The sequence below is a fragment of the Haloferula chungangensis genome, from assembly GCF_042664875.1.
Lineage (GTDB): Bacteria > Verrucomicrobiota > Verrucomicrobiia > Verrucomicrobiales > Akkermansiaceae > Haloferula > Haloferula chungangensis.
On sequence record NZ_JBHTBS010000012.1, the window covers coordinates 1 to 23,390 of the forward strand.

18 protein-coding genes and 1 tRNA gene are annotated in these 23,390 nt (G+C 58.7%); 8 read left to right on the forward strand and 11 right to left on the reverse strand.

The annotated features are described in order from the left end of the window. Positions 1 to 131: 131 nt before the first annotated feature. Positions 132 to 512, forward strand: coding sequence for a hypothetical protein (locus ACFQY0_RS17640; protein ID WP_379715102.1), 381 nt, complete (start codon positions 132 to 134; stop codon positions 510 to 512). Positions 513 to 727: 215 nt separating this feature from the next. On the opposite strand, the gene ACFQY0_RS17645 is transcribed toward ACFQY0_RS17640, so the two are convergent. Further along, positions 728 to 2,398: a sulfatase family protein gene (locus tag ACFQY0_RS17645; protein WP_379715104.1), complete on the reverse strand. Its 1,671-nt coding sequence runs from the start codon at positions 2,396 to 2,398 to the stop codon at positions 728 to 730. Positions 2,399 to 2,564: 166 nt separating this feature from the next. On the opposite strand from ACFQY0_RS17645, the gene ACFQY0_RS17650 reads away from it, so the two are divergent. The 4 genes from ACFQY0_RS17650 to ACFQY0_RS17665 all read left to right on the forward strand — a co-directional run bounded on the left by ACFQY0_RS17650 (position 2,565) and on the right by ACFQY0_RS17665 (position 8,933). Beyond that, positions 2,565 to 3,056, forward strand: a complete 492-nt coding sequence (locus ACFQY0_RS17650; RefSeq protein ID WP_379715106.1) for an RNA polymerase sigma factor — start codon at positions 2,565 to 2,567, stop codon at positions 3,054 to 3,056. A 19-nt stretch (positions 3,057 to 3,075) separates the two neighbouring features. After that, on the forward strand, positions 3,076 to 5,232 hold the full coding sequence (locus ACFQY0_RS17655; protein WP_379715108.1) for a vWA domain-containing protein: 2,157 nt from the start codon (positions 3,076 to 3,078) through the stop codon (positions 5,230 to 5,232). Between the two features lie 204 nt (positions 5,233 to 5,436). Continuing rightward, the gene (locus ACFQY0_RS17660; protein WP_379715110.1) at positions 5,437 to 7,587 is read left to right on the forward strand and encodes a glycoside hydrolase domain-containing protein; all 2,151 of its coding nucleotides are present in this window, start codon (positions 5,437 to 5,439) and stop codon (positions 7,585 to 7,587) included. A gap of 47 nt (positions 7,588 to 7,634) precedes the next feature. Continuing rightward, positions 7,635 to 8,933 carry a glycosyltransferase family 4 protein gene (locus ACFQY0_RS17665; protein ID WP_379715112.1) on the forward strand — a complete coding sequence of 433 codons (1,299 nt, stop codon included), beginning with the start codon at positions 7,635 to 7,637 and terminating at the stop codon, positions 8,931 to 8,933. A 21-nt stretch (positions 8,934 to 8,954) separates the two neighbouring features. Here the strand turns inward: ACFQY0_RS17665 and ACFQY0_RS17670 are convergent, their stop codons facing one another. From ACFQY0_RS17670 to ACFQY0_RS17680, 3 genes are all read right to left on the reverse strand, one after another. Further along, positions 8,955 to 9,254, reverse strand: coding sequence for a hypothetical protein (locus ACFQY0_RS17670; RefSeq protein ID WP_379715114.1), 300 nt, complete (start codon positions 9,252 to 9,254; stop codon positions 8,955 to 8,957). A gap of 114 nt (positions 9,255 to 9,368) precedes the next feature. Further along, positions 9,369 to 10,229: an HAD family hydrolase gene (locus tag ACFQY0_RS17675; RefSeq protein WP_379715116.1), complete on the reverse strand. Its 861-nt coding sequence runs from the start codon at positions 10,227 to 10,229 to the stop codon at positions 9,369 to 9,371. A gap of 25 nt (positions 10,230 to 10,254) precedes the next feature. After that, positions 10,255 to 11,964, reverse strand: a complete 1,710-nt coding sequence (locus ACFQY0_RS17680) for an ABC transporter ATP-binding protein (protein ID WP_379715118.1) — start codon at positions 11,962 to 11,964, stop codon at positions 10,255 to 10,257. Positions 11,965 to 12,056: 92 nt separating this feature from the next. Between ACFQY0_RS17680 and ACFQY0_RS17685 the strand changes: the two genes are divergently transcribed. After that, positions 12,057 to 13,133 carry a CNNM domain-containing protein gene (locus tag ACFQY0_RS17685; RefSeq protein WP_379715120.1) on the forward strand — a complete coding sequence of 359 codons (1,077 nt, stop codon included), beginning with the start codon at positions 12,057 to 12,059 and terminating at the stop codon, positions 13,131 to 13,133. A gap of 1 nt (position 13,134) precedes the next feature. Here the strand turns inward: ACFQY0_RS17685 and ACFQY0_RS17690 are convergent, their stop codons facing one another. The 3 genes from ACFQY0_RS17690 to tkt form a co-directional block, all read right to left on the reverse strand. Further along, positions 13,135 to 13,980 carry a D-hexose-6-phosphate mutarotase gene (locus tag ACFQY0_RS17690; protein ID WP_379715122.1) on the reverse strand — a complete coding sequence of 282 codons (846 nt, stop codon included), beginning with the start codon at positions 13,978 to 13,980 and terminating at the stop codon, positions 13,135 to 13,137. Between the two features lie 83 nt (positions 13,981 to 14,063). Next, positions 14,064 to 14,510: an FxsA family protein gene (locus tag ACFQY0_RS17695; protein WP_379715124.1), complete on the reverse strand. Its 447-nt coding sequence runs from the start codon at positions 14,508 to 14,510 to the stop codon at positions 14,064 to 14,066. Positions 14,511 to 14,715: 205 nt separating this feature from the next. Then, complete coding sequence (tkt, locus tag ACFQY0_RS17700) at positions 14,716 to 16,695, reverse strand: transketolase (protein WP_379715126.1); 1,980 nt, start codon at positions 16,693 to 16,695, stop codon at positions 14,716 to 14,718. Positions 16,696 to 16,892: 197 nt separating this feature from the next. On the opposite strand from tkt, the gene ACFQY0_RS17705 reads away from it, so the two are divergent. Further along, positions 16,893 to 16,967: transfer RNA gene (locus ACFQY0_RS17705), tRNA-Glu, on the forward strand. Positions 16,968 to 17,069: 102 nt separating this feature from the next. Here ACFQY0_RS17705 and ACFQY0_RS17710 read toward each other — a convergent pair. The 4 genes from ACFQY0_RS17710 to ACFQY0_RS17725 form a co-directional block, all read right to left on the reverse strand. Beyond that, positions 17,070 to 18,575, reverse strand: coding sequence for a hypothetical protein (locus ACFQY0_RS17710; protein ID WP_379715128.1), 1,506 nt, complete (start codon positions 18,573 to 18,575; stop codon positions 17,070 to 17,072). Continuing rightward, positions 18,572 to 18,907 carry a hypothetical protein gene (locus ACFQY0_RS17715; protein WP_379715130.1) on the reverse strand — a complete coding sequence of 112 codons (336 nt, stop codon included), beginning with the start codon at positions 18,905 to 18,907 and terminating at the stop codon, positions 18,572 to 18,574. Before ACFQY0_RS17715 ends, ACFQY0_RS17710 begins: the two co-directional genes overlap by 4 nt. Beyond that, positions 18,904 to 19,413: an RNA polymerase sigma factor gene (locus ACFQY0_RS17720; RefSeq protein ID WP_379715132.1), complete on the reverse strand. Its 510-nt coding sequence runs from the start codon at positions 19,411 to 19,413 to the stop codon at positions 18,904 to 18,906. The genes ACFQY0_RS17715 and ACFQY0_RS17720 overlap by 4 nt, the downstream gene beginning before the upstream one ends. Positions 19,414 to 19,508: 95 nt before the next feature. Next, positions 19,509 to 19,982, reverse strand: a complete 474-nt coding sequence (locus ACFQY0_RS17725) for a hypothetical protein (RefSeq protein ID WP_379715134.1) — start codon at positions 19,980 to 19,982, stop codon at positions 19,509 to 19,511. 172 nt (positions 19,983 to 20,154) lie between these two features. Here ACFQY0_RS17725 and carB point away from each other — a divergent pair, with 172 nt between their 5' ends. Continuing rightward, positions 20,155 to 23,361 (forward strand): carbamoyl-phosphate synthase large subunit, encoded by a 3,207-nt coding sequence (carB, locus tag ACFQY0_RS17730; protein ID WP_379715136.1) that lies wholly within the window; start codon positions 20,155 to 20,157, stop codon positions 23,359 to 23,361. Positions 23,362 to 23,390: the final 29 nt, after the last annotated feature.

Below are 23,390 nucleotides of genomic sequence, written 5' to 3' on the forward strand. Positions count from 1 at the left end.
CGTCCGGCCGATACGGTCGCTTTTGATGATAGTGGAAGTAGCGGTGGTTTCAGACGTAGATGCCATAGATCTCCAGTCTATGGCACTTATGCCCCGCTTGAATAGAGGGGTTCTGTTGGGCGCTTACGTCCATGAGCATCGAAATTGATGAAAGCGACGGAAGTTACATGGTCCGTGTGCTCCCGATACTTGCGGTTTTTCAGGCCAAGGTCGCGAACTTATCAGCGATCGATCAATCGGGCAGGAACGACTTGAAGCATGTCAATTTAATGATTCTGGTAGTCCGACAATTTCTCATCGAACTCATTGAGGCGGCTGAATCAGGAATGATCGATTCGAGGGGTGCTATCATTCAGTTGGAACACGCGCGGAAGGTTGTCTTGTCGCGGGAAGCGATCCGTTGTTGTGAGGGATGTCTGATCGATTTTGATAAAGTCTGGCCTCGTCAAGTCCTGTTGGCGTCGAAGGACGAGAGGCTTAGAAATTTTGTGAAGCATCGCCTTCCTGCATAGACGTTTCTGAGAGGCGGACTCCTGCTTTGCGGCACGGGGGCCCTTGAGAACTCCTTTTTCCGACTGGAAGAAGTTGCGGAACGAGTAGGCAGCGAGACCGAGCTTCAAGCGTCCAGCGCCTTCGCGGTCGAAGGGTTGGCCAATGCCCTGTGACCAAGGCGCAAGTCCTGCGCCGAGGATCGCCGCCGTGCCTGACTGAACGAAAGAACGATGCTTCATTTATGGGGCGTCGGGTAGCCCTTTCGTTTGGCGAGTTCGGCTTCTCGGGTCTTGCGGAACTCGCGAGAGATCTCGATGGCTTTGACGCGGTCGGCTTCGTCGTAGTCCCAGAATTCCTGCACGATGGCCTCGTTCTTGGGATGGTGGGAGCCATCGTCGCCGATGTCTTTGCGGAGTTTGGCAAGGCGAGCCTTGAGATCCTTGACGGTGTTGGCGAATTCGGGGTTGTCGTACTGGTTGACGGTTTCGTTCGGGTCTTTTTCGAGGTCGTAGAGTTCCCAGCCCGGAGGGGTTTGGTAGCCACCTTCGTAGTCGGCACCGTAGTAGTAGATCAGCTTGTGGGTCTTGGTGCGGATGCCCATCTGGCCGGGGTTGTCGTGGTGGGCCATGTGCATCCAGTAGCGGTAGTAGGCTTCCTGCTTCCAGCCTTCGGGCTCCTTGCCGGTTTCGCAGATGGCTTTGAAGGACTTGCCCTGCATGGAGTCGGGCGTTTTCACGCCGGCGAAGTCGAGCATGGTCGGGGCGTAGTCGACGTTTTCGACGATCGCGTTGCTGCGTTGGCCGGGTTTGATGGTCTTCGGGTAGCGGACGAGGAAAGGCATTTTCTGGGTTTCATCGAACATCCAGCGTTTGTCCTGATAGTCGTGCTCGCCGAGCATGAAGCCCTGGTCGCCGGTGTAGATGATGACGGTGTTGTCCATCTGTTCGCTCTCTTCGAGATACTTGAAGAGCTTTGCAAGGCCGTCGTCGATGCCTTTGACGCAACGCAGGTATTTCCGGAGGTAGGCGTTGTAGGCGAAGCGTTTGTTCTGATCGTCGCTGTAGCTCGCGGGGTTGTAGTCGTCCGGGAATTCCTTCGGGAAGAGATGGGCGAGATCGATCATGTAGTTGCGGCGCGGATTGCGCGGACCTACGGAGGTGCCGATGTGGGGGATGAGTTCGTCGTCCGCACCACGGGTGGCGATGGAGCCAAAGCCATCCGGGTGGGAGCTCCAGAGCGAGTCGGGTGCAGGGATGTCGACACCGGCGAGAAAGTCTTCGTAGCGTGGTGCGTTTTCGAAGTAGTCGTGCGGCGCCTTGTAGTGGTGCATCAGGAAGAAGGGTTTGTCCTTATCCTTGCGGTCCTTGAGCCAGTCGATGCTGAGGTCGGTGATGACGTCGGTGGAGTGGCCTTTGCTGTGGCGGACGTTTTTTGGCCATGGCTTGTCGCCGCGGATGTTGAAATCGGGGTCAAAATATTTTCCCTGGCCGGGGAGCACGCAGTAGTAGTCGAAGGCGGCGGGTTCGGCCTTAAGGTGCCATTTTCCGATCATCGCGGTCTCGTAGCCGGCGCGGCCCATCTGGATGGCAAGGGTCTGGCGGGCGGGTGGGATTTCTCCATTCAGGTCGAAGACGCCATTGGTGTGGTTGTACTGGCCGGTGATGATGCAGGCGCGGGATGGCGTGCAGATCGCGTTGGTGCAGAGGGCATTTTCAAAGAGGATGCCTTCCTTAGCGAGACGGTCGATCGTCGGGGTGGGGGCGATTTCGGCGAGCCGGGAGCCGTAGGCGCTGACGGCCTGAGTGGTGTGGTCATCCGACATGATGAACAGGATGTTCGGTTTGTCGGCGGCGGACGCTGCCAGGGAAGTGGCGAAAAGCGCTGGGAGTAGGATTCGGAGATGCATGGGTGGAAGGTCTACGTGGGGCGAGCGGGTTGCCTTTCGTCTACAATCGCTGCGCGGAGGTTTTTCGCTCTGCGGATCAGGGGAAAAACCTGTCACAGTTTTCCCGGCTCGGATCAATGGAGGGTGAAGAGCCATGCAAGCAGCCACAGTCATCGAATTTCCCGTGATGGACCGAAACCGATTCACCGATCTCATCCGTGGGCATCATCGGGGGCTCGTGGCCTATGCCACAGCGCTCGTGAAGTCCGAAGCCGCCGCCCGTGATCTGGTGCAGGATTCCTGCGTCGCGGCCTGGCAGAGTTTGGGGAAATTCGATGTGAACCGTGACTTCGGCACCTGGATGCGCGGGATCGTGCGAAACAAGTGGCGCGAGCACTGCCGGAAATACAAGCGCGAGGTGGCGCTGGATGAAGAGACGCTTTCCCGGCTTGAGGAGCCTTTTGAGAGCACAGCCGACGATTCGGACCTGTTCGCGAGGCTGGCGGAGTGCCGGAGCAAGCTACCGGAGCCGATGTCGGAGGTGGTGCGGGTGATTTACGATGAGGGCCGGACTTCGGATGAGGCGGCGGAACTTTTGGAAACCAAGGCACCTGCCTTGAGGAAGCGACTGGAGCGAGCGCGGGAAGCACTGCGTCTGTGTCTGTCGCGAAACAACTAACAAGCAACTATTTAGAGAGATGAAAGCGGAAGATCTGTTGATGGATGCCTTGCTCAAGGAGCAGGCGAGGAAGCGTGAGGCGGATGAGGCTTTGCTGGCAGGCATCGATGCCGCGCTGGATGGGGAAGAAGTGAAGAAGCCTTCGAAGTGGCGGCGGGCGATGCCTTTGTCGATTGCAGCGTTGCTGGCGATCACGGCGGCGGGGGTTTTCACGCTGCCCAACATGGCCGTAAAGAAGGCGGAGATGGCAGTGAATGAGATGCCGGAAATTCAAGCCAAGCAGCTTGAGACAGTCAGGAGGTCGTCAGGGGCGTCGGTCAGTAGCGATGAAATGGCTCCGCCATCGGCGCCTGCTGAAGAGGAAGTGGCGAGGAGTTCGTTGGCTGCAATGGAAGAACTTTCTAGTGAATTGATGAACTCAGCGCTTGATGCAAAACCCGCAGCGCCCAGTGCGAGCAGTGCCCGGGTGATCGCGGCGAACGAACCAACACCAAGTGGGGTACCGGTGCCTACCGATGAGGTCCAAGCCCTTGCCGAATTCGGGTCATCTGATGATTTTGGCGAGGCATGGGCTGGCGAGAGCGGTGGAAGTGGTGGGGGAGGAAATACATTCTTCGGACGGGACGCTGCAGATAAAACGAGGTCAAACGATACGACTGACGTTCCACTCGCAAAGAAGAAGGAAGATCATTCGAATCATTTGCCTAGGATTCGCGGACGAATTGTCGTGCCTCCTCATGGCGGCGGAGGCACTGGAAACCTGTCCCGCGACCACTACGACCCGCTCGTCGATCAGCCATGGAAGTCGGCTTGGGATGAGGCGCTCTCGACCTTTTCGATCGATGTCGATACGGCGTCCTACACGAACCTGCGTCGGATGATCCGCGAAGGCCGCAGCATCCAGCCGGATGCGGTGCGGATCGAGGAAGTCATCAATTACTTCGACTACAACTACCCCGAGCCGGAAGGTGACAGCCCGTTCCGGGTGCAGTCGGTGTTGGCGACTTGTCCGTGGAAGACGGACCACCTGTTAGCCCGGGTTTCGATCAAGGGTCGTGAGGTGGCGAAGAATGCGCGTCCGGCATCGAACCTGGTGTTCCTGATCGATGTTTCAGGCTCGATGCAGAGTCCGGACAAACTGCCGATGCTCAAACGGGCGATGAAGCTTCTCATTGATGAACTCGATGAGCGTGATCGGGTCGGGATGGTGGTCTATGCCGGAACGGAAGGTGTGGTCTTGCCACCAACCCGCCTCGATCAAGAGGGCAAGTCGAAGGCGCTGGCGGCTTTGGCGAAGCTCGAAGCCGGTGGGTCGACGAATGGCGGTGCCGGGTTACAGCGTGCTTATCTGATGGCGTTTGAAAACATGCAGGCTGAAGGCGTGAACCGTGTGATTTTGGCGAGCGATGGTGACTTCAATGTTGGCATCACCGGTCAGGGTCAGCTGGTTGAAGCCGTGAAGGCGAGTGCCGCGAAGGGCGTAAGCCTGAGCGTGTTGGGTTTTGGCAGTGGAAATCTGAACGACGCGATGATGGAAGCGATTACCAACGATGGGAACGGCAACTACTTCTACGTCGATGGCGATCATGAGGCGAAGCGGGTGTTTCTCGACAAGTTGAGTGGCACGCTGGTGACGATCGCGAAGGACGTGAAGATCCAGGTCGAGTTCAATCCGGGCAAGGTGAAGGCCTATCGTCTGATCGGCTACGCCAACCGCGTGTTGCGCAATCAGGATTTCAATAACGACAAGGTCGATGCCGGGGACATCGGTGCCGGGCATACGGTGACCGCGTTTTATGAAATCGTGCCGGTCGGTGTGGCTGCGCCGGGAGTGGGAAATGTCGATGAGCTCCGTTATCAAAAACCGGAAGGTCGCAAGGAGCTGGTGGCGAGCGATGATTGGCTGACGCTGAAGCTGCGCTACAAGCACCCGGAAGGCGACAAGAGTCAGTTGATTGAATCGCCGGTGAGGGGTGAGGCGGTCGCCTGGGAAGAAGCGGGCAATGATTTCCGCATGGCTTCCGCCGCCGCGCTCTTCGGCATGAAGCTGCGGAAGATGGAGGACGTGAATGAGATCAGCTGGGATCAGGTGATCGAGATCGCCAAGCCGACCCTTGCCGAGGATCTGAAAGAACAGCGTGCGGAATTTGTGGAGCTGGTGAGGAGGCTGGACTAATAGGGTTCGTAGTCCGCCTTCAGGCGGCCTCGAGCAGGCATCGAGGTCGTCTGAGGACAGGCAATCACGACGCTTTCCGGCGATGGGGCGAAGAATGAGTCGAACGAGGGGGGCCGCCTGAAGGCGGAACTACGAGCTCTTGGGATTGAGCCGTTCGGGATTGGCCCGGCTTCTGCTTTTTGGAGTGAAAGCCCCTGATGATGAATGACGAAACGACCTGACGACCTGCCTTTCATGGCGCGGGTCGATCCCTTTATCGGCCATGCCGAAGCTGACCTGCCGGCACCGGAAGGCATCGCGGCGACCTGGTGGTGCGCGAAGCCGCCGATTGGGAACACGCATCCGGGGGCGACGCGTCCGTTTGGAATGGTGTCGGCCTGCGCGTATTCCGGAGCCTATGTGACGGGGTATGGCCGCTACGCGGTTTCGTTGAGTGGCGATTCGCCGCCGGTGCTGTTTGAGCGGCACGAGGCGGTCGGGATTGCGCACTTTCAGCAGAGCGGCACGGGGCGGATCCGGATGTATTACAATTACCTGCTGACGACGCCGCTGGGTGCGGACGGTTTGGCAGGGAGGTTGGAAAGGCAGGGCCTGGTGGAGGAGCGGGCTTGGCCGGGTTTCTATGCGGGGAAGTTCGCGGAGTCGGGGATTGGCTTCGAGGTGGTGGCGGCGGAGCGTGGTGTGAGGCATCGCTATGAATTTCCCGAGGGCTTGGCGCCGTCCGTCGCGGTGGACGTGTCCGCCGGAGGATTGCTCATCGATGAAATGGGCAACTACCCGCAGTGGTCGAAGCTTTGGATCGAGGATGATGGCTCGGTGGCGGGTGAGGTGGTGATGGAAGGCATTCCGCTGCATTTTCACTGCATCTGCGAAGGCAGCGAGGCTTGGCTTTGGGAGGACGAAGATATTCTAACAGAGCGCGCTTATGAGCTGAGCTTGGAGAAACAGAAATATCGTCCGGCATTCGGATTCGGATTTCGTGGAGGGGTTGGGAATCGGATCGAGTTGACCTTTGGATTCTCCTTGCAGGCGGGTGAGCGTGCGACTGCGGCGATTCCGGCTGGCTGGGATTCGTGTGTGGGCGACGCCGCCAAGGCCTGGGAGGAAGTGCTGGCGAAAGTGGAGGTGGAGGGCGGCACCGCGGAGCAGCACGAGGTATTCTCGACGGCGCTTTATCATGCCTGCCTCAAGCCGGCGGACTTCACGGATGAAAATCCTTTCACCGGCAAGCCGGGGCCGTTTTTCTTCGATCTTTCGACGCTGTGGGATCTCTACAAGACGCAGCTGCCGTTGATGATGAGCCTGTGGCCGGAGCGGGCAGCGGCCTTTGTCGAGTTCCTGTGTGAGGTTGCGGAGCGCGAGGGTGGATTTCCTGTGAGCTACCTGATGGACAATGTTCCGGACCGTTTCACCAAGCAGGCGACGGGGCTTTGTCATGCGATTCTCGAGGACGCACGGGTGCGCGGAATCGAGGCCGATTGGGACCGAGTGCTTTCGCTGCTCTGGAAGACGAGTCAAAGCGGCAAGGGCCGAAAGAGCCGCTTTGCCGAGTATGTGAAGAAGGGTGAAGTCGATCCGCTTTCGCATACGCTGGACATTTCCTACGCCCATTTCTGCATGGCGCGGATGGCCCGAAGTCTGGGTCATCAGTTGATCCATGACCGCGCGACTTCGATGATCGAGCACTGGCGCAATGCCTTCGATCCGAAGTCCGGCCTGCTCCGGGAAGACTCGACTTATTATGAAGGGGAAAACTGGAATTATTCGTTCCGGCTTCTTCATGACATGCAGGAGCGGATTGAGTTGGCGGGGGGAGATCGGAATTTTGTCTCACTGCTTGATAAGTTCTTCGGCTTTTCAGAGGCCGGCCATGGCGAGCGGGTTCATCGCTTTGAGGGTCTCAACAATGAACCTGATATGGAGGCGCCCTATGCCTATCTCTATGCGGGACGCCACGATCGCACTGCACGAGTGGTGCGGCGTGTGATGGATTGCCAGTTTACGACGGGTCCTGGTGGGCTTCCAGGAAATGAAGATTCTGGAGGTCTGTCATCGTGGTATGTTTGGAATGCTTGCGGGCTTTTTCCGGTTTGTGGTCAGCCGGTGATGCTGATCGGGAGCCCCTTGTTCAGAAAGGCCACTCTCCATCTTTCGGAAGGGGACTTCACGGTCATCGCCGAAGGAAATTCCCGCGAGAATGTGTTCATCCAGGAAGCTCATCTGAATGGTCGACCCATCAAACGTAGTTGGTTGAAGATGGATGAGTTCCTGAAGGGCGGGACACTGTTACTGAAGATGGGCGATGAGCCATCGGAATTTGGGACCTTGGAAAGGCCGCCGAGCTTTTCACCATGATGGCATGGGATCTGCCTATGGGATGATTCCATTCCATTCGAAAAACCATGCAATTCATCAACTCCGAAGCAGCCATCCAGAACGCCGTATTCCTTGTCCGTGCTGATCCGATCATCTGCGGGCATTCGACTGAGGCGCGCAACCTCGCAGAGGCGGCAGTGGCGCTTGGAATGGAGAATGTGCACATCGTCAGCTACCCGCTGGATACCTTGAAAGAAAGCTCACTGCCATTGAAGCCGCTCGATACGATCAGTCCGTACTCTGCGGGCATCACGATCGACCGGCCACGGCCGATGGGGGATTACAAGGTGCTCGACGGACGGCTTTCCCTCGGAATCGGCGGTCATCTCGTTGATTTGATGGCGAAGCTTCCCGGTCGCACGATGTTGATGGATCTTTATCTGGTGCCTCATGGTTTGATGGTCATGCAGGCGGTAAACAGCTTCCGGATGTCGGGCACTTCTTCATCCGTCTTCACAGTGGGTGAGGCGGTGGGTTCCGATATCACGAATGTGATCGGCAATGCCCTTGCTGAAGGGCGCATGGGCGCGGCTCAGATTCTTCTCTCAAACTATCTCGAACATGACCACCCGGTGGCGGTGAGCCGATTCACTCGGGATCTCATCGTTGATGCCGGGCGACAGGTGGACGAGCAGCTGGGAACATCGTTCACGGGGCAGCTCGAAAGTCGCGTAGGGATCAGCTACCCTGCGATCGACACGAAGTCCTATGTCGATATTGAAAAGGATGAGAAGATGGTGGACTCGATTCTCGAAGACCGCGGTCTGGTGCGGGATGGCTACGTGATGTTCCTTTCAAGAATCGCCCCGGCAAAGGGAGTCGATGATCTGATTGCCGCGTGGAAAGATTGCAAGCTACGGGGGAAGAAGAAGCTGATCATTTGTGGCAATGGTCCGGCGAAGGACAAGATCCGAAAGCTGGCCGCTGAGTTTGGCGATGTGATGGTTTTCGACAATGTGAGCGATGCCGAAAAGGGAGTGCTGATGCACGGCTGCTACGCCTGGTGTCTGCCGAGCAAGCCGAAGACCGAGTTTGTGGAGACTTTTGGCATTGCAGTGGCTGAGAAGATGCTCGCCGGTGGTCTGGGCCCGGTGATCACGACGCGAACCGGGGGCATTCCGGAGGCCAGCGGTGGCCACTGTCTGGAGCACGTGGCCGGGGATGTGGCAGGGCTCCGCCATTGCCTCGATCAGGTCGCGGAAATGAGCCGTGACGATCGCGAAAAGCTCTCAGCGGATGCACGCAACTTTGCTCTGCGTTTCGATCGCACCGAAATTCTTGGAGCGCTTCTTGAGCGGTCCGTGCACCATATCGAGGCGGCATGATTCTGCCACGGGCAGAAGGGCTCAACCGAGCGAGTACTCACCGTCCTCATCGATCCCCACCCAGCCGAGTTTGTGGAACGCGGCGAGAATCGCCTGGCTGGGATCGTTGCGCTCGTCTTCGCCGTGCTCGATGGTGGCACTGCGGGTGAGACCACGCATGGACTCGATGCTGATGACGGTCGTGCATCCTTCAAGGTGAATCCAGTCGCCCCAATTTTGTGAATCGAGACGCGCTTCGAGCTTCTGCTTCTTGAGGGCACTGACGACTTCACGAACCGTGCACGGTTCATCGGCTTCTGGGACTTGGACGACGGTCTGCATTTAAACTGGTGTGGGCGATAGAGATGACGCGGGGGAAGGTTGGCGCGAATGCCAACATCTTGTCACGGATAATGCTACGAAGATTCTGTAAGCTGGCGGCGGAGGGATCAATTTTTACGCAGGGTTTTGTGAGAGATTTTCCAGAAGCTCGATGAGCGATTTCCCGTAGGGCTGATCGGAAACGTAACCGCGGCCCGCCTTTTCGGCAGTGAGGGTCTTGATGCGCGGGTGGGCATTGGCGGGGCACATAACCTGCGGAAATGTTTCGAAAACGGCGAGGTCGTTCAGGTAATCTCCGACCGCAAGTGCTTGGTCCGGATGGATGCCGAGATGGGCGCACATTAGCTCGATGCCATCCATCTTGTGGATGCCGGGAAGGATGTCGACGAAGCGATCGGAGCAGCAGAATTCCAGGCTTTGGTAATCTGCCTCCGTGAGGCCCTCTTGCACCTTGGCTTCGATCGCGGCCAGAACCTCTTCTCCATGGCTTTCAGGCGGGAAGGCGAAGGAAAGGTTGCCGACTTTATCGAGTCGCGGCATGGGCACCTGATAGAGAGCTTCCATGGCCGGCTGACCGTGCTCGTCATACCACTTGAGCAGGGTCTTCATGGTGTCGAGCGAGGTATAGCGATGGGCCAACTCAGGCATGCCGCAGGACTTCGCCAGCTCGGCGAGATCGAGATTGGTGCCGGTGAGGCGGTCATGAATGACGCAGGCGTGCTCCATCACGAAGTAGCGGATTTTCGGGGATGAAAAGTGCCTGACGATGTTTTCGAGGATCGGCCAGAAGCGTCCGGTGTTGATCACGAAGTGCTCGATGGGGGATGCTTCCACTGCTTTGTCGATGGCGTGAAGCATGGCGATCTGAGATTCGCTGGCTTCCCATTCGGGGGTGACGCCGAAGTCTTCACCGTCGGCGGGGTTCAGGCAGCCATCGACGTCTTGAAAGATGATCCGGATTTCTGGGAAATGCATAAATTGGGAGTAGCGGGGTGGGGTGTCAGCGCATTGTTGCCTGACAAAGGCGGGCGTAAAGACCGTCCTTGGTGACAAGGTCTTCATGGCGGCCGGCTTGCACGAGGCGTCCGTCTTCCAGCACGCAAATCAAGTCGGCGGAATGGACGGTCGAAAGTCGATGGGCAATGACGAATGAAGTGCGTTCGGCGCGAAGGTGTTCGAGGGCTTCCTGAACGAGTCGCTCGGTTTCGTTGTCGAGTGCCGAGGTGGCTTCGTCAAGGAGCAGGATCGGCGGGTTCTTGAGGAGCGCGCGAGCGATCGAGAGGCGTTGTTTTTCTCCTCCGGAAAAGCGGATGCCCCGCTCGCCGGCGAGGGTGCCGAGGTCATCGGGAAGTTCGCGAATGAAATCGGCGGCGTTGGCGGATTCGAGCACGCTCCAAAGTTCGTCGTCGCTGGCATCGTGCTTCGCGAGCAGCAGGTTTTCGCGCAGCGTGGTATTGAAAAGGAAACTCTCCTGGGTGACGTAGCCGGTATGGTCGCGCAGCCATTCTTTCGAGAGGGTGTCGAGCGGCTGGCCGTCGAGCAGGATGCGGCCGGAGCTGGGTTCGTAAAAGCGGGCGAGGAGGTGAAGGAGAGTGGACTTGCCGGCCCCCGTCGGTCCGACGAGCGCGATGGTCTGGCCGGGTGCGGCATCGAAGCTGACATGCTCGATGGCGGGCGCTTCGTCGTCGTAGGCAAACGAGACATCTTCGAAGCGGATCGCGCCGCGAACGGACTCGGGACGCGCACCTTCGACGAGGTTGTGTTCCTCCGGGCGATCGAGGATTTCGAAAACCCGTTTGGCGGAGACGAGTCCGCGATTGAAGACCTGGGTGAGCGGATTGATTTTTGAAATCGGATCGAAGATGAAGCCCCAGGCGAAGAGAAAGTAGAAGAGCACGCCCGCGCTGATTTCCTCGTTGATGACCCGCCATGAACCGTAGGCGACCATCGCGATGATTCCGCATTCCGCGAGCATCGAGATCCCCGGCCAGACGATGGCCTGGCCTTTCATCACGCGCATGTAGCTGCGCCGTGAGCTGTGGCTGGCTTCTTCGAAACGGCTGAGCGCTTCGGGTTCATCGGTGTAGACCTTGATTTGACGGATGCCCGAAAGCGAATCGTGAAGCTGGGAGTGAAGCGCGGCGGAGGCTTCGCTCGATTCCCGCCAGCGCGGCTCGGAAAAGCGTGAGTAGAAGTAAGTGATCACGCCGATAATCGGCAGCGGGGCCACGGTGACGAGCGCGAGCTTCCAATCTTGCATGAACAAGGCGGCAAGGATCAGGGTGAACTGAAGGATCGCGGCGAGGGCGGTATCGAGACCCTCGACAATCACACGGTCCATGGCCGGAACGTCATCGGCGACGCGGCTCATCACTTCGCCCGAGGCATTTTTATCAAACCAGCGAACCGGCAGGCGCTGGAGTTTGTCGTAGAGCTCGACGCGCAGGTCGTGGACGAGGCGGGCTTCAAGCGACTGAGCTGCTAGAGAGCGGAGTGAGAGCAGGATCTGCCGCAGAATGATCGCGCCGAGACCGACCAGTGCGGTGGGAATGACGAGGTCCTTGCGCTTTTCCTCGATCACCACGTCGGTGAATTGTTTGGCGATGGCCGGAAGCACGAGCACCAAGGCCGTGCCGATCACCGCGAGGATGAAAACCAGGATCGCGCGGTCACGGTAGCGGGCGGTTCGTTGAAGCAGGCGAAGGAGCACGGAATCAGGATGCAGCCTGGCAATTGGAAAACCACCCCGAACTGTCTCATTGACCTCGGGCGATTCCTGCAGAGAGTCTGTGGTCCACGCCCATGGCACTCCTGATCACCTACGTCCTCGTCGCTCTCGGATTCTCTTTTTTATGCTCCCTGCTGGAAGCGACCTTGCTGACAATCACTCCGACCGGAGTGCAGACGGCCAAGCAGAACGGTGTCAAATGGGCGCTTGCCATGGAGAAGCTGAAGTCGGACATCGACCGTCCGCTTTCGGCCATTCTGACGCTTAACACAGTCGCCCACACCATGGGTGCGGCAGGTGCTGGCGCGCAGTATGCGAAGCTCTATGGAAGCGCGACTGCGGGTGCATTCGCAGGTGTGCTGACCATTGCGATCCTGATTTTCACCGAGATCATTCCGAAGACGCTGGGTGCCCGATACGCGATGTTCTTCGCGCCGGGGACCGCCTGGCTTTTGCCGAAGCTGGAAATCATCCTCTATCCCCTGGTCTGGCTTTGCAGGCAGGTCACGCGCCTGATCACCTTCGGAAAAGCCAACGAGAAGCCGATGCACCGCGAAGAGCTGCTCGCTGTCACCAGTCTGGGCGAGCAGGAAGGGGTGCTGAATACCGAGGAAGGAGCGATCGTGCGGAACATCCTTCAGCTGGGTGAAGTCCGGGTGTCCGACATCATGACGCCTCGGCCGGTGATCTTCATGCTGCCAGCTTCGATGTCGCTGCGTGATTTCGCCAATACCATCGATGGCAAGACGGTCTCCTTCTCACGGATTCCGATTTACGGCGCGAATCGAGACGAGGTTCGCGGCTTTGTGCTCAAGTCGGATGCTCTGCAAGCCTGCATCAAGGACGGTGACGCCCCTCTGGAAAGCGTTATGAGACCACTGGATGCTGTGCCCCAGCAAGTCGGTGTCGATGGTCTTTTCCGGCGCTTTCTCAGTGAAGGCGCCCATGTGCTGCTGGTCCATGATGAGTATGGTACCAACGTCGGACTGGTGACCTTGGAGGACGTCCTTGAAACGATCGTCGGAGTCGAAATCATCGATGAATACGATAAGGTGCCAGACCTCCAGGTGCTGGCCCGGAAGCTCTGGACCGAGCGAGCCACCAAAATGGGCATTCCCATCGATGGGGAAGAGGGTGGCGAAGGTCGCTGAGCTAATCGATTAGCGAGATCCTGGTGCTGAGACCGTGGGATTGGCCAGGCTCGAGGGCGATGGCGGACTCGTTGGCGATCGCAGACTCGATGCAGACGAAATCCTCGTAAGCTTCGTCGGGGAGGTCGCCGAGGGCGGCGGCTTTTTCAATCCAAGGATTCCAAATGACGGTGGAAGGACTGCCGGATTTTTCGATAAGAATAGCACGCTTCCAAGTAGGGTCGTGGAGGGTCACGGCGGATACGCTGTGGTAAATGCGGTCGACTTCTTCGGAAATGCGGACGTCGCCATTCTGGTGGCGGGGAGTGCGCTTGCCGACGGTGTCGAGGTAGTCGCTTTCCGCGAGCCCGGTGATCACGACCTCGCGGATGTTAGAGACGCTGAAGTAGCTGTGCAGGGCTCCGCTGAGCGCGATGGTTTCGGGGCCATTGTTGCGGGTGGTGAGCGTGAGATCGAGGGTCTCGCCGCATGCGATGCGGAGCTCGGCATTGAGGGCTGGCAGGTCGAGGGTGAAGACAAGTTGCACGCCGTTTTCGTCTTCGTTGGCTTCGCGCAATTCCCAAAACCGGTCGCGGGCGTAGCCGTGGGAGGGAAGCTTGGGGTCGCTGGGGTGGGCGTTGAACCATGGCCAGCAGATCGGAATGCCGCCGCGGATGGCCTTGCCTTCCCGGAGAATGGCATCGGGGCTGAGGTAGACGACTTCGTGGGTCGCTGAAGCCGGCTTCCAATTCATGACATGCGCTCCATGGGCGGCGATGCGGGCTTCGGCCTTGGCGTGCCGGATTTCGTAGACCGGGTAGTCGCGGGCCGCTTCGATGAGCGAGACGGATGGAGGAAGGGCCTTCATGAATCCGCACGAAGCATGAAGCGCGCCGATCAAGGGTGAGTTGAAATGAAAGTTGGCCTCATGGGAGGCGCTTATTTGTCCCCTCAGACGTCAATGACATTGTCATCGTCGAGAGGTTTGGAACGGCGCGGACGATTGCCTCCCGAGGGCCCGTTGGGGGTGATGATCTTGATCCGTGTTGAAAGATATTGAGTGAGGGCTTTCCGGAGTTTGCTGCGGACGGCGGGGACGAGGGCGAGAAAGCCAACGGCGTCGGTGAGGAAACCCGGTGTGAGCAGCAGGGCCCCGGCGACGAGGATGATCAGGCCTTCGACAATCGCAGCATGGGGAAGTTGGCCGGATGCTGTGCTTTTGCGGAAATCGTTGAGGACGCGCAGGCCTTGGGATTTGGTTAGAGCGGCCCCGAGGACGCCGGTGAAGAGAATGATGGCGAGGGTGTTGAGCAATCTAAGGCGTTCACCAATCCACAGAAAGATCCCGAGTTCGATGACCGGGACGAAGATGAAGAGGAGAAGGAGGCGGGAGAACATGGGAGGCAGGTTCGAACCCCATGTGCAGGGCGTCGAATGGAAATTTTTGGCGGGTGTGTAAGGGCGGTTTCGCCGAGTGCCGAGTGCCGAGTGAGCAGTGAGCAGTGAAAGGCACCGGGGCTCTGCAGCTATACGAAAAACGCGCCGACCCGGGTGGGAAGGCGCGTTTTGGTGAGTCGGTCAGGACGGGAATGTCCTTACTCCTTTAGGCTTTGGCTGCGGCGACGACGCTGGCGGCATTCATGCCGAGCTGCTCCATCACGGTGTTGCCCGGGGCACTAAGGCCGAAGCGGTCGATGCCGACGACCTTGCCTTCGGTGCCGACGTATTTCCACCAGAGTCCGGAGACACCGGCTTCGATGGCGACACGTTTGGTGCAGGCTTTCGGAAGGACGGCTTCCTGGTAGTCGGCGCCCTGGCGGTCGAAGCGCTCGAAGCAAGGAACGGAGACGACGCGGACGCCATCGCCAAGTTCTTCGGCGGCCTTGAGGGCGTGCTGCACTTCGGAGCCGGAACCCATGAGGATGTGGGTGAGTTCACCCTTCTCCTTTTTCACGATGTAAGCGCCGCGGCGGACACCTTCACGGCGCTCGCTGGAGGAAAGGTGGCTCATGGAGGGCACGCCTTGGCGGGTGAGTGCGAGGAGCGTTGGGCCGTCGGTGCGGAGCATCGAAGCGGCGAAGGCGCCGGCGGTCTCTTCGGCATCGGCAGGGCGGATGACGTCGAGGTTCGGGATCACGCGCAGACCGGAAACGGTTTCGACCGGTTGGTGGGTCGGGCCGTCTTCACCAACACCGACAGAGTCGTGAGTGAAGATGTAGGTGACGGGGAGCTTCGAGAGCGCAGCGAGACGGATCGCAGGGCGCACGTAGTCGGCAAAGACGAGGAAGGTCGCGCCGGAGGCACGGAAGATGCCGTCGTAGGCGATGCCGTTGCAGATCGCGCCCATGGCGTGCTCGCGGATGCCGAACCAGATGTTGCGGCCTGCGGGATTGTCGGGGCCGAAGTCGCCGCCGTCCTTGATGTAGTTCTTGGTCGAGCCGTAGAGGTCGGCAGAGCCGCTGATGAGTTGCGGCACTTCCTTGGCAACGGCGTTGATGCAGATGCCGCCGGCACCACGAGTGGCGTCCTTGTAGTCGTCGGCGAAGGCAGGAATGCGGTCGGCGAGGTCGCTTGGGATCTCACCGTTGACGCCGGCGCGGAGTTCGCAGGCGAGGGCTTCGTTGGCTTGAGCCCACTCTTCGTAGTTGCTCTGCCAGCTGAGGAACTCGTGCTTGGCGTTCTCGGCGACTTCCTTGAAATGCTCGCGGACTTCATCGGAGACGTGGAAGTATTCAGCGGGGAGGCCGAGGGCCTTGTGGGCTTCGTCGACGAACTTGGCGCCGCCTTCACCGTGAGCGCTGGCGGTGCCGGCGACTTCGGAGATGCCTTTGCCGATGAGGGTTTTGGCGATGATGACCTTGGGCTTGCCGTTGTCGTCGGACTTGGCCTTGGAAATGGCTTCAGAAATGGCGACGAGGTCGTGGCCGTCGATGGTCACGGCGTCCCAGCCCTGTGATTTGAAATACTGCTCGGCATCTTCGCTCTGAGTCTGATCGGCCATGGCGTCGAGGGTGACGTCATTGGAATCATAGATGAGGATCAGGTTATCGAGCTTGTTGTGGCCGGCGAAGGCGATCGCTTCCTTGGCGACACCTTCTTGAAGGCAGCCGTCGCCGTGGAGGGCGAAGACGTGGTGATCGAAAATGGTGTGGTCCTTGGTGTTGAACTTGGCGGCGGCGCGCTTGCCGGAGAGGGCAAAGCCGACGGCGTTGCCGATGCCCTGGCCGAGTGGGCCGGTGGTGGCTTCCACGCCGACCGTTTCAAAGGACTCCGGGTGGCCGGGAGTGTGCGAGCCGAGCTGGCGGAAATTCTTCAGTTCTTCGAGCGGAAGATCGTAGCCAGCGAGGTGCAGCCATGAGTAGAGGAACATCGATCCGTGACCGGCCGAGAGGATGAAGCGGTCGCGGTTGAGCCACTTGGGAGCTTCGGGATTGAAGCGCAGGCCGCCAGCTCCATAGAGGACGGCACCAATTTCGGCGCAGCCGAGTGGCAGGCCGAGGTGACCGGAGGAGCAGGCGTGGACAGCGTCCATGGCGAGACCACGGGCTTGATTGGCGGCTTGGGAGAGGATTTCGGTGTTCATAGTGTCTAAAAATCTGACGGACAGGGGGCGGAGGGTAGGAACGAAATGCCCGCTGGCAAGCCGCCTTTCACGGTGAAATCCCGGATGTCGCTCATCCGTGTCATGAATGGCGCAATTTTTCCTTACACTTTTGTCTTGCCAGTCCGCTCCTCGTGACTATTTTGCCGCCCCGTCCGGCACGCCGGACGACTTACAGCGACCCGTTCGTCTAACGGTTAGGACTCCAGATTTTCATTCTGGCAATAGGGGTTCGATTCCCCTACGGGTTGCCAAAGCTTTCTTCAAAAAAGCCCGCAGGAATGCGGGCTTTTTTGTGTCCGGGCCTTGGCCCCTGCGGGAGTCGCCCGGGAAATTTGATTGGTCAAGAATCCGGATTATTCGCGCTTGCGGAGGGTCCAGGTGAGCTCCTGATCGATGGTGTCCGCGCTCAGTCGGTATCCTTCGCCAATGAGTTGGTAGTTGATGGGCTTTCCTTCCGGATCCAGGGGGTCAAAAGGGAGCTTCTCAGTGAATTCAGGGACAAGGGCACTGAGCTTGTCGGGGTAGTGGCCATGAGCGGCTTTGTAGCCAGCCAGTTGGCAAGCGGTCTGAACGAACTGGTGCTGAGTCTCTTCTCGAATCATCGCAACGAGCATGTTGGAAAACATGGGCATGACGGCGATCGGGACGAAGTTGTGAGGCCGCGACAGGCTCCTTGCGCGTTCCCTCTTTACGAGATTTTCCAGTTCATTCGCCTTTGTGGCGATTTCTCGAGAGCTGGAATCGCGTGCTGGAAGGACCATGTAGTCGAGACTCCAGTTCAACAGATTAGCGCGATTCTGATCGATCCAGCCCGAAGGGGACATTCGAGCGAGCAGCAATCCAAGCGAGTTTAGACCGGAGTTCTTCATGTCGATGACCGTGCTTAGAAATGCCGGGTCGGTCTTTTTTTGGCGTAGCCAGTCCATGGCATCTAGCGCGCCTCTTAGCTCGCCCCGCATCGCTCTAAGAATGGTGTCGCCCTGGCGGTTCAGTACCAGCCCGCGTTCCAGCGTCTGCAATTGTTGCGTATCGAAGAGATTGCTCTGGAGGCCTTGGCGGATCGCCCGGTAGGTATGATGGTCGATCCCGAAGGACACCACGGCTCCGAGAAAGTTGGGCGTCGCGCGCATCCCTTCCGAAAGCCTCATCAGGATCTGAATGCTTTCCATGGCCCGCTTGGAGTCACCGAGTTCGGTAGCGGCGGCTGCGCGTAGTGTCATGGTTTTCGCCAGTGAAACGATGGAGCCGATGTGGTGCATTCCGACATTGAAAACCATCTTGCCTTCAGCGAGTTCGGCGAAGCTTGGAGTGACGGCTGAATAGGGTCTGCTTGCGGCTTCGCTTAGCTCTTGGAAAAGGGGACCGTGCGCCGAATCGAGGGCTTCAAGAAAGCGCTTGGCAGAGGTTTCCGGAGGGCTGTCTTCGATCGAAAGCGTTTCTGCGGCTCTTGCATAGGTGATCCATTCTACGAAATCGATTTGTCGATCTTCGTTCAGATAGGGGAGATCGGGCGGGGAAAGATCTGTGGAACTTCCAGGGTTGCCTGGATAGATATCGACCAGTCGCTTTCGTTGAATCGAATGAGGTCCTTTCTCGCGTTCGTCGTCGGTGGCGATACCGGCCAGTGAAGGGGTGCCGAAAAAGTTCTCGGATTCGGGGACGGGTTCGGGTGTGAGTTCGGCGATGGTGAAGGCTTCGTTTTCTCGTTCGAGCCGCTCGCTCGCTTGTTTCCAGGCGCGGGCACCGCGCCAATTCTCGATCTGATAACCGAGAACGATCAGGGTCAGCAGGGTGATGCTGCCCCAGAAATAGATTCTCCGTGCGCGGCGACCGGTGAGCTTTCTCAGAAGGGCTTTCATGGCTGTTCGAGATGGAATTGGGATCTTTCGACCCAGGCGATGAAGGCGCGGGTGTTCTCCTCGTTTGCGGGGATGGCGTCGCGCTTGGAATCCACGATCGTCGTGCTGCTTTCAGGCTTGGAAAGCTGGAGCGCGATGATGAGCATCCACGCGGCGGCAATACCCACAACCAGCGGCTTGGGAGAGGATTGCCAGAGTGCGCGGATGGCGAATCTCGAATGGCCCGGACAAGCATTGTTGAGGATTTCGTCGCGCAGGACGTCGGGTAACCTGGTGAGTGGGATTTCTTTCAAGCATCGCTCGAAAGCATCGGGGTCGTGGGAAGGATTCATTCGGTGATTTCTCGGTAAATGGGTTTCAGCAAAGCCCGCAGTTTTTCGATGCCGTAGCGGTATCTGCTGGCGGCGGTGGCAGGCGGGATGGAGCAAACTTCGGCGGCTTGCTCGAAGGTCATGTCTTCCCAGAGTTTGAGATGGACGATGGTGTGCTGCTCGTCGGGAAGTTGACGAAGTGCGGCGGCGACCGAATTCCGAAACGCCTGGGTATCGGGATCGGAGTCGGCGGCGAAGGCGCTGCTATGATCGGTGAGTGCGTCGTTCAGACGCGCTCTGGCACCGAGTCGGCGACTGCGGTCGATGGCGGCATTGCGCGCCATTTTGAAGAAAAATGCCTTCTCGTTGGAAGGTGTATCGAGGAAGCCGTCGTTGCGAGCCACGCGGACGAAGATGTCCTGGAGCAAATCGCGGGCGTCTTCCGGGTGGCGGACGAGTGAGAGCAGGAATCGGTAGATTCCCTCGGCATGCTCTTCGTAGAGCCTTTCAACCTGACTGCGTTTCATCCTGCGTCTGACCACCTTGTGTCAGGGGAGACGCACAACCCATCAGAAATTATCTAATTTCGAGGAAGTTGGGTAAACTTGGATCAGTGTTTTGCCTATTCTTCCGCTTCTACCCGTTTGCGGATGGTGCTGAGGATGCTGGAGTAGCCGGCTTTTCCGGTGAGGTGCGGCTGTTTGACGTTTTCTCCGTAAACGGTGCTCTCCTGGGTCATGTAGACGTTGCAGATGAGCTGGGTTTTCGGGCCGAGGGAGTTGATCTGGACTTCCGGGCGAACCATCACGGGATTGTCGTTCATGTTACTGCCCCAGGCGATCTGCGCCGAACGCGTGCCCTCCTTGACGAAGCGGATGGTGCCGTAGTCGGCCGAGCCATCGAGACGGAATCCTTTTTCGGCGAAGACGGCGACGGTAGTCTGGCGGATCAGCGCCAGGTTGCTGCTGTTGATGGTGGTTCCGGAATATTCGCCAGCTCCGGAAGGACCAAGGCCGACGGTGCTGCAGGAACTCAGCGCGGCTCCAGTCAAGATGAGCGCAGTGAGCGAGAAGAGGCGAAGGAGCGGGGATTTCATGAGCATGATGTACAAGGCTCTACACGTGGCACGAGGGATGCGTCAAGAAGCCCCGGATTTCATAAACCGTAGCGAAGCTTCCATGTGAGTCTTTACAATTTGGGCCTGTCCTGCCAGACCACTGGAAATTTAGCTGCCACGCGCGTCCGGCAGCCGGAAAACACGTCCCACCATGCCAAAAGATACCTCCATCAAGAAGATCCTCGTCATCGGCTCCGGCCCCATCGTCATCGGCCAGGGCTGTGAATTCGATTATTCCGGAGTCCAGGCCTGCAAGGCACTGAAGGAGGAGGGCTACACGGTGGTGCTGGTGAACTCGAATCCGGCGACGATCATGACCGATCCGGAATTTGCCCACCGGACCTACATCGAGCCGATCACGCCGGCGGTGGTGGAGAAGATCATCATCAAGGAAAAGCCCGATGCGCTGCTTCCGACGCTTGGCGGCCAAACCGCGCTGAATTGCTCGATGGATCTCTTCAAATCCGGCACTCTCGACAAGCACGGTGTGAAAATGATCGGGGCGAAAGCCGAGGCGATCGACAAGGGTGAGGATCGCCAGCTTTTCAAGGACGCGATGATCAAGATCGGCGTCGATTTGCCGCAGTCCGGGACCGCCCACACGATGGAAGAGGCGCGCAAGGTGGCGGCCGAGATGGCCGAGTACACGGGGAAGAATTTTCCGCTGATCATTCGCCCGGCCTTCACGCTCGGAGGTCAAGGTGGAGGGATTGCTTACAACCGTGAGGAGTTCGAAGAGATCATCACCCGTGGCTTGGATCTCTCCCCTGTTAGCGAGGTGCTGATCGAGGAAAGCCTGCTCGGCTGGAAGGAGTACGAAATGGAGGTGATGCGTGACTGCGCCGACAACTGCGTGGTCATCTGCTCGATCGAGAACATCGATCCGATGGGTGTGCACACCGGCGACTCGATCACGGTGGCTCCGGCGCAGACTTTGACCGACCGTGAGTATCAGATCATGCGCGACGCTTCGTTCGCGGTGATCCGCGAAATCGGCGTGGAAACGGGCGGCTCTAACATCCAGTTTTCCATCGATCCCGTGACCGGACGGATGATCGTCATCGAGATGAACCCGCGGGTTTCACGAAGCTCGGCGCTGGCATCGAAGGCGACGGGATTCCCGATTGCCAAAATCGCGGCGAAACTGGCTGTCGGCTACACACTCGATGAGCTTCCGAACGACATCACTCGTGAGACGCCGGCGAGCTTCGAGCCGACGATCGACTACGTGGTGACCAAATTGCCGCGCTTTACCTTTGAAAAGTTCCCGGCGGCAAATGCCGTGCTGACCACCCAGATGAAGGCGGTGGGGGAAGCGATGGCGATCGGCCGGACGTTCAAGGAATCGATGCAGAAGGCGCTGCGCTCACTAGAGACAGGTCGCTGGGGATTTGGTTTTGACTCGAAGGATCTGCATGACGTCAGCCGTGATGAAATCGAGCGCCATCTGGCTGTGCCGGGTGCCGACCGGATTTTCTGGCTGCAAACCGCCTTCACGCATGGCTGGACGATCGACGAGGTCTTCGAAGCGACGGCGATCGATCCATGGTTTTTGCATCATCTCAAGGAGATTGCCGACGAGGGCATGAACCTCGCGACACTCGATCTGAAAAATGCCAAGCGGCTGGGTTTCTCGGACCGCCAGATCGCGAAGGCGCGCGGAGTTCATGAAGATGACATCCGCAAGGAGCGCAAGGCCGAGGGCCTGATCCCCGGATATCGCCTGGTCGATACCTGTGCGGCGGAGTTCGAAGCCTACACACCCTACTTCTACTCAAGCTATGGCGATGAGAACGAAGCTCGCGAGACGGATAAAAAGAAGATCATCATTCTCGGTGGCGGCCCTAACAGAATCGGTCAGGGCATCGAGTTCGACTACTGCTGTGTGCACGCCGCCTTCGCGGTGAAGGAGCTGGGCTACGAGGCGATCATGGTGAACTCCAATCCGGAGACGGTGTCGACCGACTACGATACTTCCGACAAGTTGTTCTTTGAGCCTCTGACCTTGGAAGATGTGCTCAACATCTGCGATCAGGAGAAGCCTCACGGCGTGATCGTCCAATTCGGCGGTCAGACGCCGCTCAATCTCGCGGCCGACCTGAAGCGCCACGGCGTGCCGATCATCGGCACCTCGCCGGAAAGCATCGAGCTGGCGGAAGACCGGAAGTTCTTCTCGGCACTGCTCGATAAGCTTGGCCTCAAGCAGGCAGAAGCAGGCACGGCGGTTTCCGAAGAAGAGGCGGTGGTGATTGCAAACCGCATTGGCTATCCGGTGCTGGTGCGCCCGTCCTTCGTTCTCGGTGGTCGCGCGATGATGATCGTCTACGAAGACGCCGAGCTGCGGAAATACATGCGCGAGGCAGTGGACGTGTCGCCGGACCGCCCGGTGCTGGTCGACCGATTCCTCGATGGTGCGGTGGAAGTCGATGTGGATTGTATTTCCGACGGCACCAAGTCGGTCGTCGGTGCCATCATGCAGCACATCGAGCAGGCCGGCATTCACTCTGGCGACTCGGCTTGCTGCATCCCCTCCTACTCGCTTTCCGAAAAAATTCTCAAGGAGATCGACACCGCAGCAAAGAACCTCGCCAAGGAACTCGATGTTCGCGGTTTGATGAACATCCAGTTTGCGGTGAAGGACGAGGAACTCTACGTGATCGAAGTGAACCCGCGTGCTTCACGGACCGTGCCTTTCGTTTCGAAAGCCACCGGTGTGCCTCTGGCGAAGTATGCCGCGATGATCATGGTGGGCAAGACGCTCGATGAGCTTGGCTTCACCGAGACGGTCATTCCGAAGCATTTCTCGGTGAAGGAAGCCGTCTTCCCGTGGGCGCGCTTCCCGGGTATCGACATCGTGCTGGGTCCTGAAATGAAGTCGACGGGTGAAGTGATGGGCATCGATGCCGATTGGGGCATGGCTTACGCGAAGAGCCAGATCAGCGCCTTCAACCCGCTGCCGACCGAGGGCAATGTGTTCCTTTCCGTGGTCGATCGAGATAAGCCGAAGGCGATGGAGATCGCCAGCGATCTGGTCGGACTCGGCTTCACGATCTGGGCGACCGGCGGAACCTATCAGTGTCTGAAAGATAACAAGATTCCCTGTGAACGTTTGTTCAAGCTTCAGGAGCAGCGGCGCCCGAATGTTATCGACATGATGAAGAACGGGGAGATCGCATTCGTCATCAACACGCCGAGCGATCAGGCGGCACGTGAGGACGAGGTGAAGATCCGGTCGACGGCGATTGCCGCGAAGATTTCCCATGCCACGAATCTGGCGGCGGCGGAAGCCTGCGTGCTGGCCATCCGCTCGCTGCGCGAGAACGAGCTTACCGTGAAGGCTCTGCAGGAGTATCACTAGGAAGATCTGCGACGCCCCCGTCGCCCACC

Excerpts from the sequence above, each read along its gene's own strand:
- ACFQY0_RS17640 (WP_379715102.1), top strand. The coding sequence starts at position 132 with ATGAGCATCGAAATTGATGAAAGCGACGGAAGTTACATGGTCCGTGTG.
- ACFQY0_RS17645 (WP_379715104.1), bottom strand. The coding sequence starts at position 2,398 with ATGCATCTCCGAATCCTACTCCCAGCGCTTTTCGCCACTTCCCTGGCA.
- ACFQY0_RS17650 (WP_379715106.1), top strand. The coding sequence starts at position 2,565 with ATGGACCGAAACCGATTCACCGATCTCATCCGTGGGCATCATCGGGGG.
- ACFQY0_RS17655 (WP_379715108.1), top strand. The coding sequence starts at position 3,076 with ATGAAAGCGGAAGATCTGTTGATGGATGCCTTGCTCAAGGAGCAGGCG.
- ACFQY0_RS17660 (WP_379715110.1), top strand. The coding sequence starts at position 5,437 with ATGACGAAACGACCTGACGACCTGCCTTTCATGGCGCGGGTCGATCCC.
- ACFQY0_RS17665 (WP_379715112.1), top strand. The coding sequence starts at position 7,635 with ATGCAATTCATCAACTCCGAAGCAGCCATCCAGAACGCCGTATTCCTT.
- ACFQY0_RS17670 (WP_379715114.1), bottom strand. The coding sequence starts at position 9,254 with ATGCAGACCGTCGTCCAAGTCCCAGAAGCCGATGAACCGTGCACGGTT.
- ACFQY0_RS17675 (WP_379715116.1), bottom strand. The coding sequence starts at position 10,229 with ATGCATTTCCCAGAAATCCGGATCATCTTTCAAGACGTCGATGGCTGC.
- ACFQY0_RS17685 (WP_379715120.1), top strand. The coding sequence starts at position 12,057 with ATGGCACTCCTGATCACCTACGTCCTCGTCGCTCTCGGATTCTCTTTT.
- ACFQY0_RS17690 (WP_379715122.1), bottom strand. The coding sequence starts at position 13,980 with ATGAAGGCCCTTCCTCCATCCGTCTCGCTCATCGAAGCGGCCCGCGAC.
- ACFQY0_RS17695 (WP_379715124.1), bottom strand. The coding sequence starts at position 14,510 with ATGTTCTCCCGCCTCCTTCTCCTCTTCATCTTCGTCCCGGTCATCGAA.
- tkt (WP_379715126.1), bottom strand. The coding sequence starts at position 16,695 with ATGAACACCGAAATCCTCTCCCAAGCCGCCAATCAAGCCCGTGGTCTC.
- ACFQY0_RS17710 (WP_379715128.1), bottom strand. The coding sequence starts at position 18,575 with ATGAAAGCCCTTCTGAGAAAGCTCACCGGTCGCCGCGCACGGAGAATC.
- ACFQY0_RS17715 (WP_379715130.1), bottom strand. The coding sequence starts at position 18,907 with ATGAATCCTTCCCACGACCCCGATGCTTTCGAGCGATGCTTGAAAGAA.
- ACFQY0_RS17720 (WP_379715132.1), bottom strand. The coding sequence starts at position 19,413 with ATGAAACGCAGTCAGGTTGAAAGGCTCTACGAAGAGCATGCCGAGGGA.
- ACFQY0_RS17725 (WP_379715134.1), bottom strand. The coding sequence starts at position 19,982 with ATGAAATCCCCGCTCCTTCGCCTCTTCTCGCTCACTGCGCTCATCTTG.
- carB (WP_379715136.1), top strand. The coding sequence starts at position 20,155 with ATGCCAAAAGATACCTCCATCAAGAAGATCCTCGTCATCGGCTCCGGC.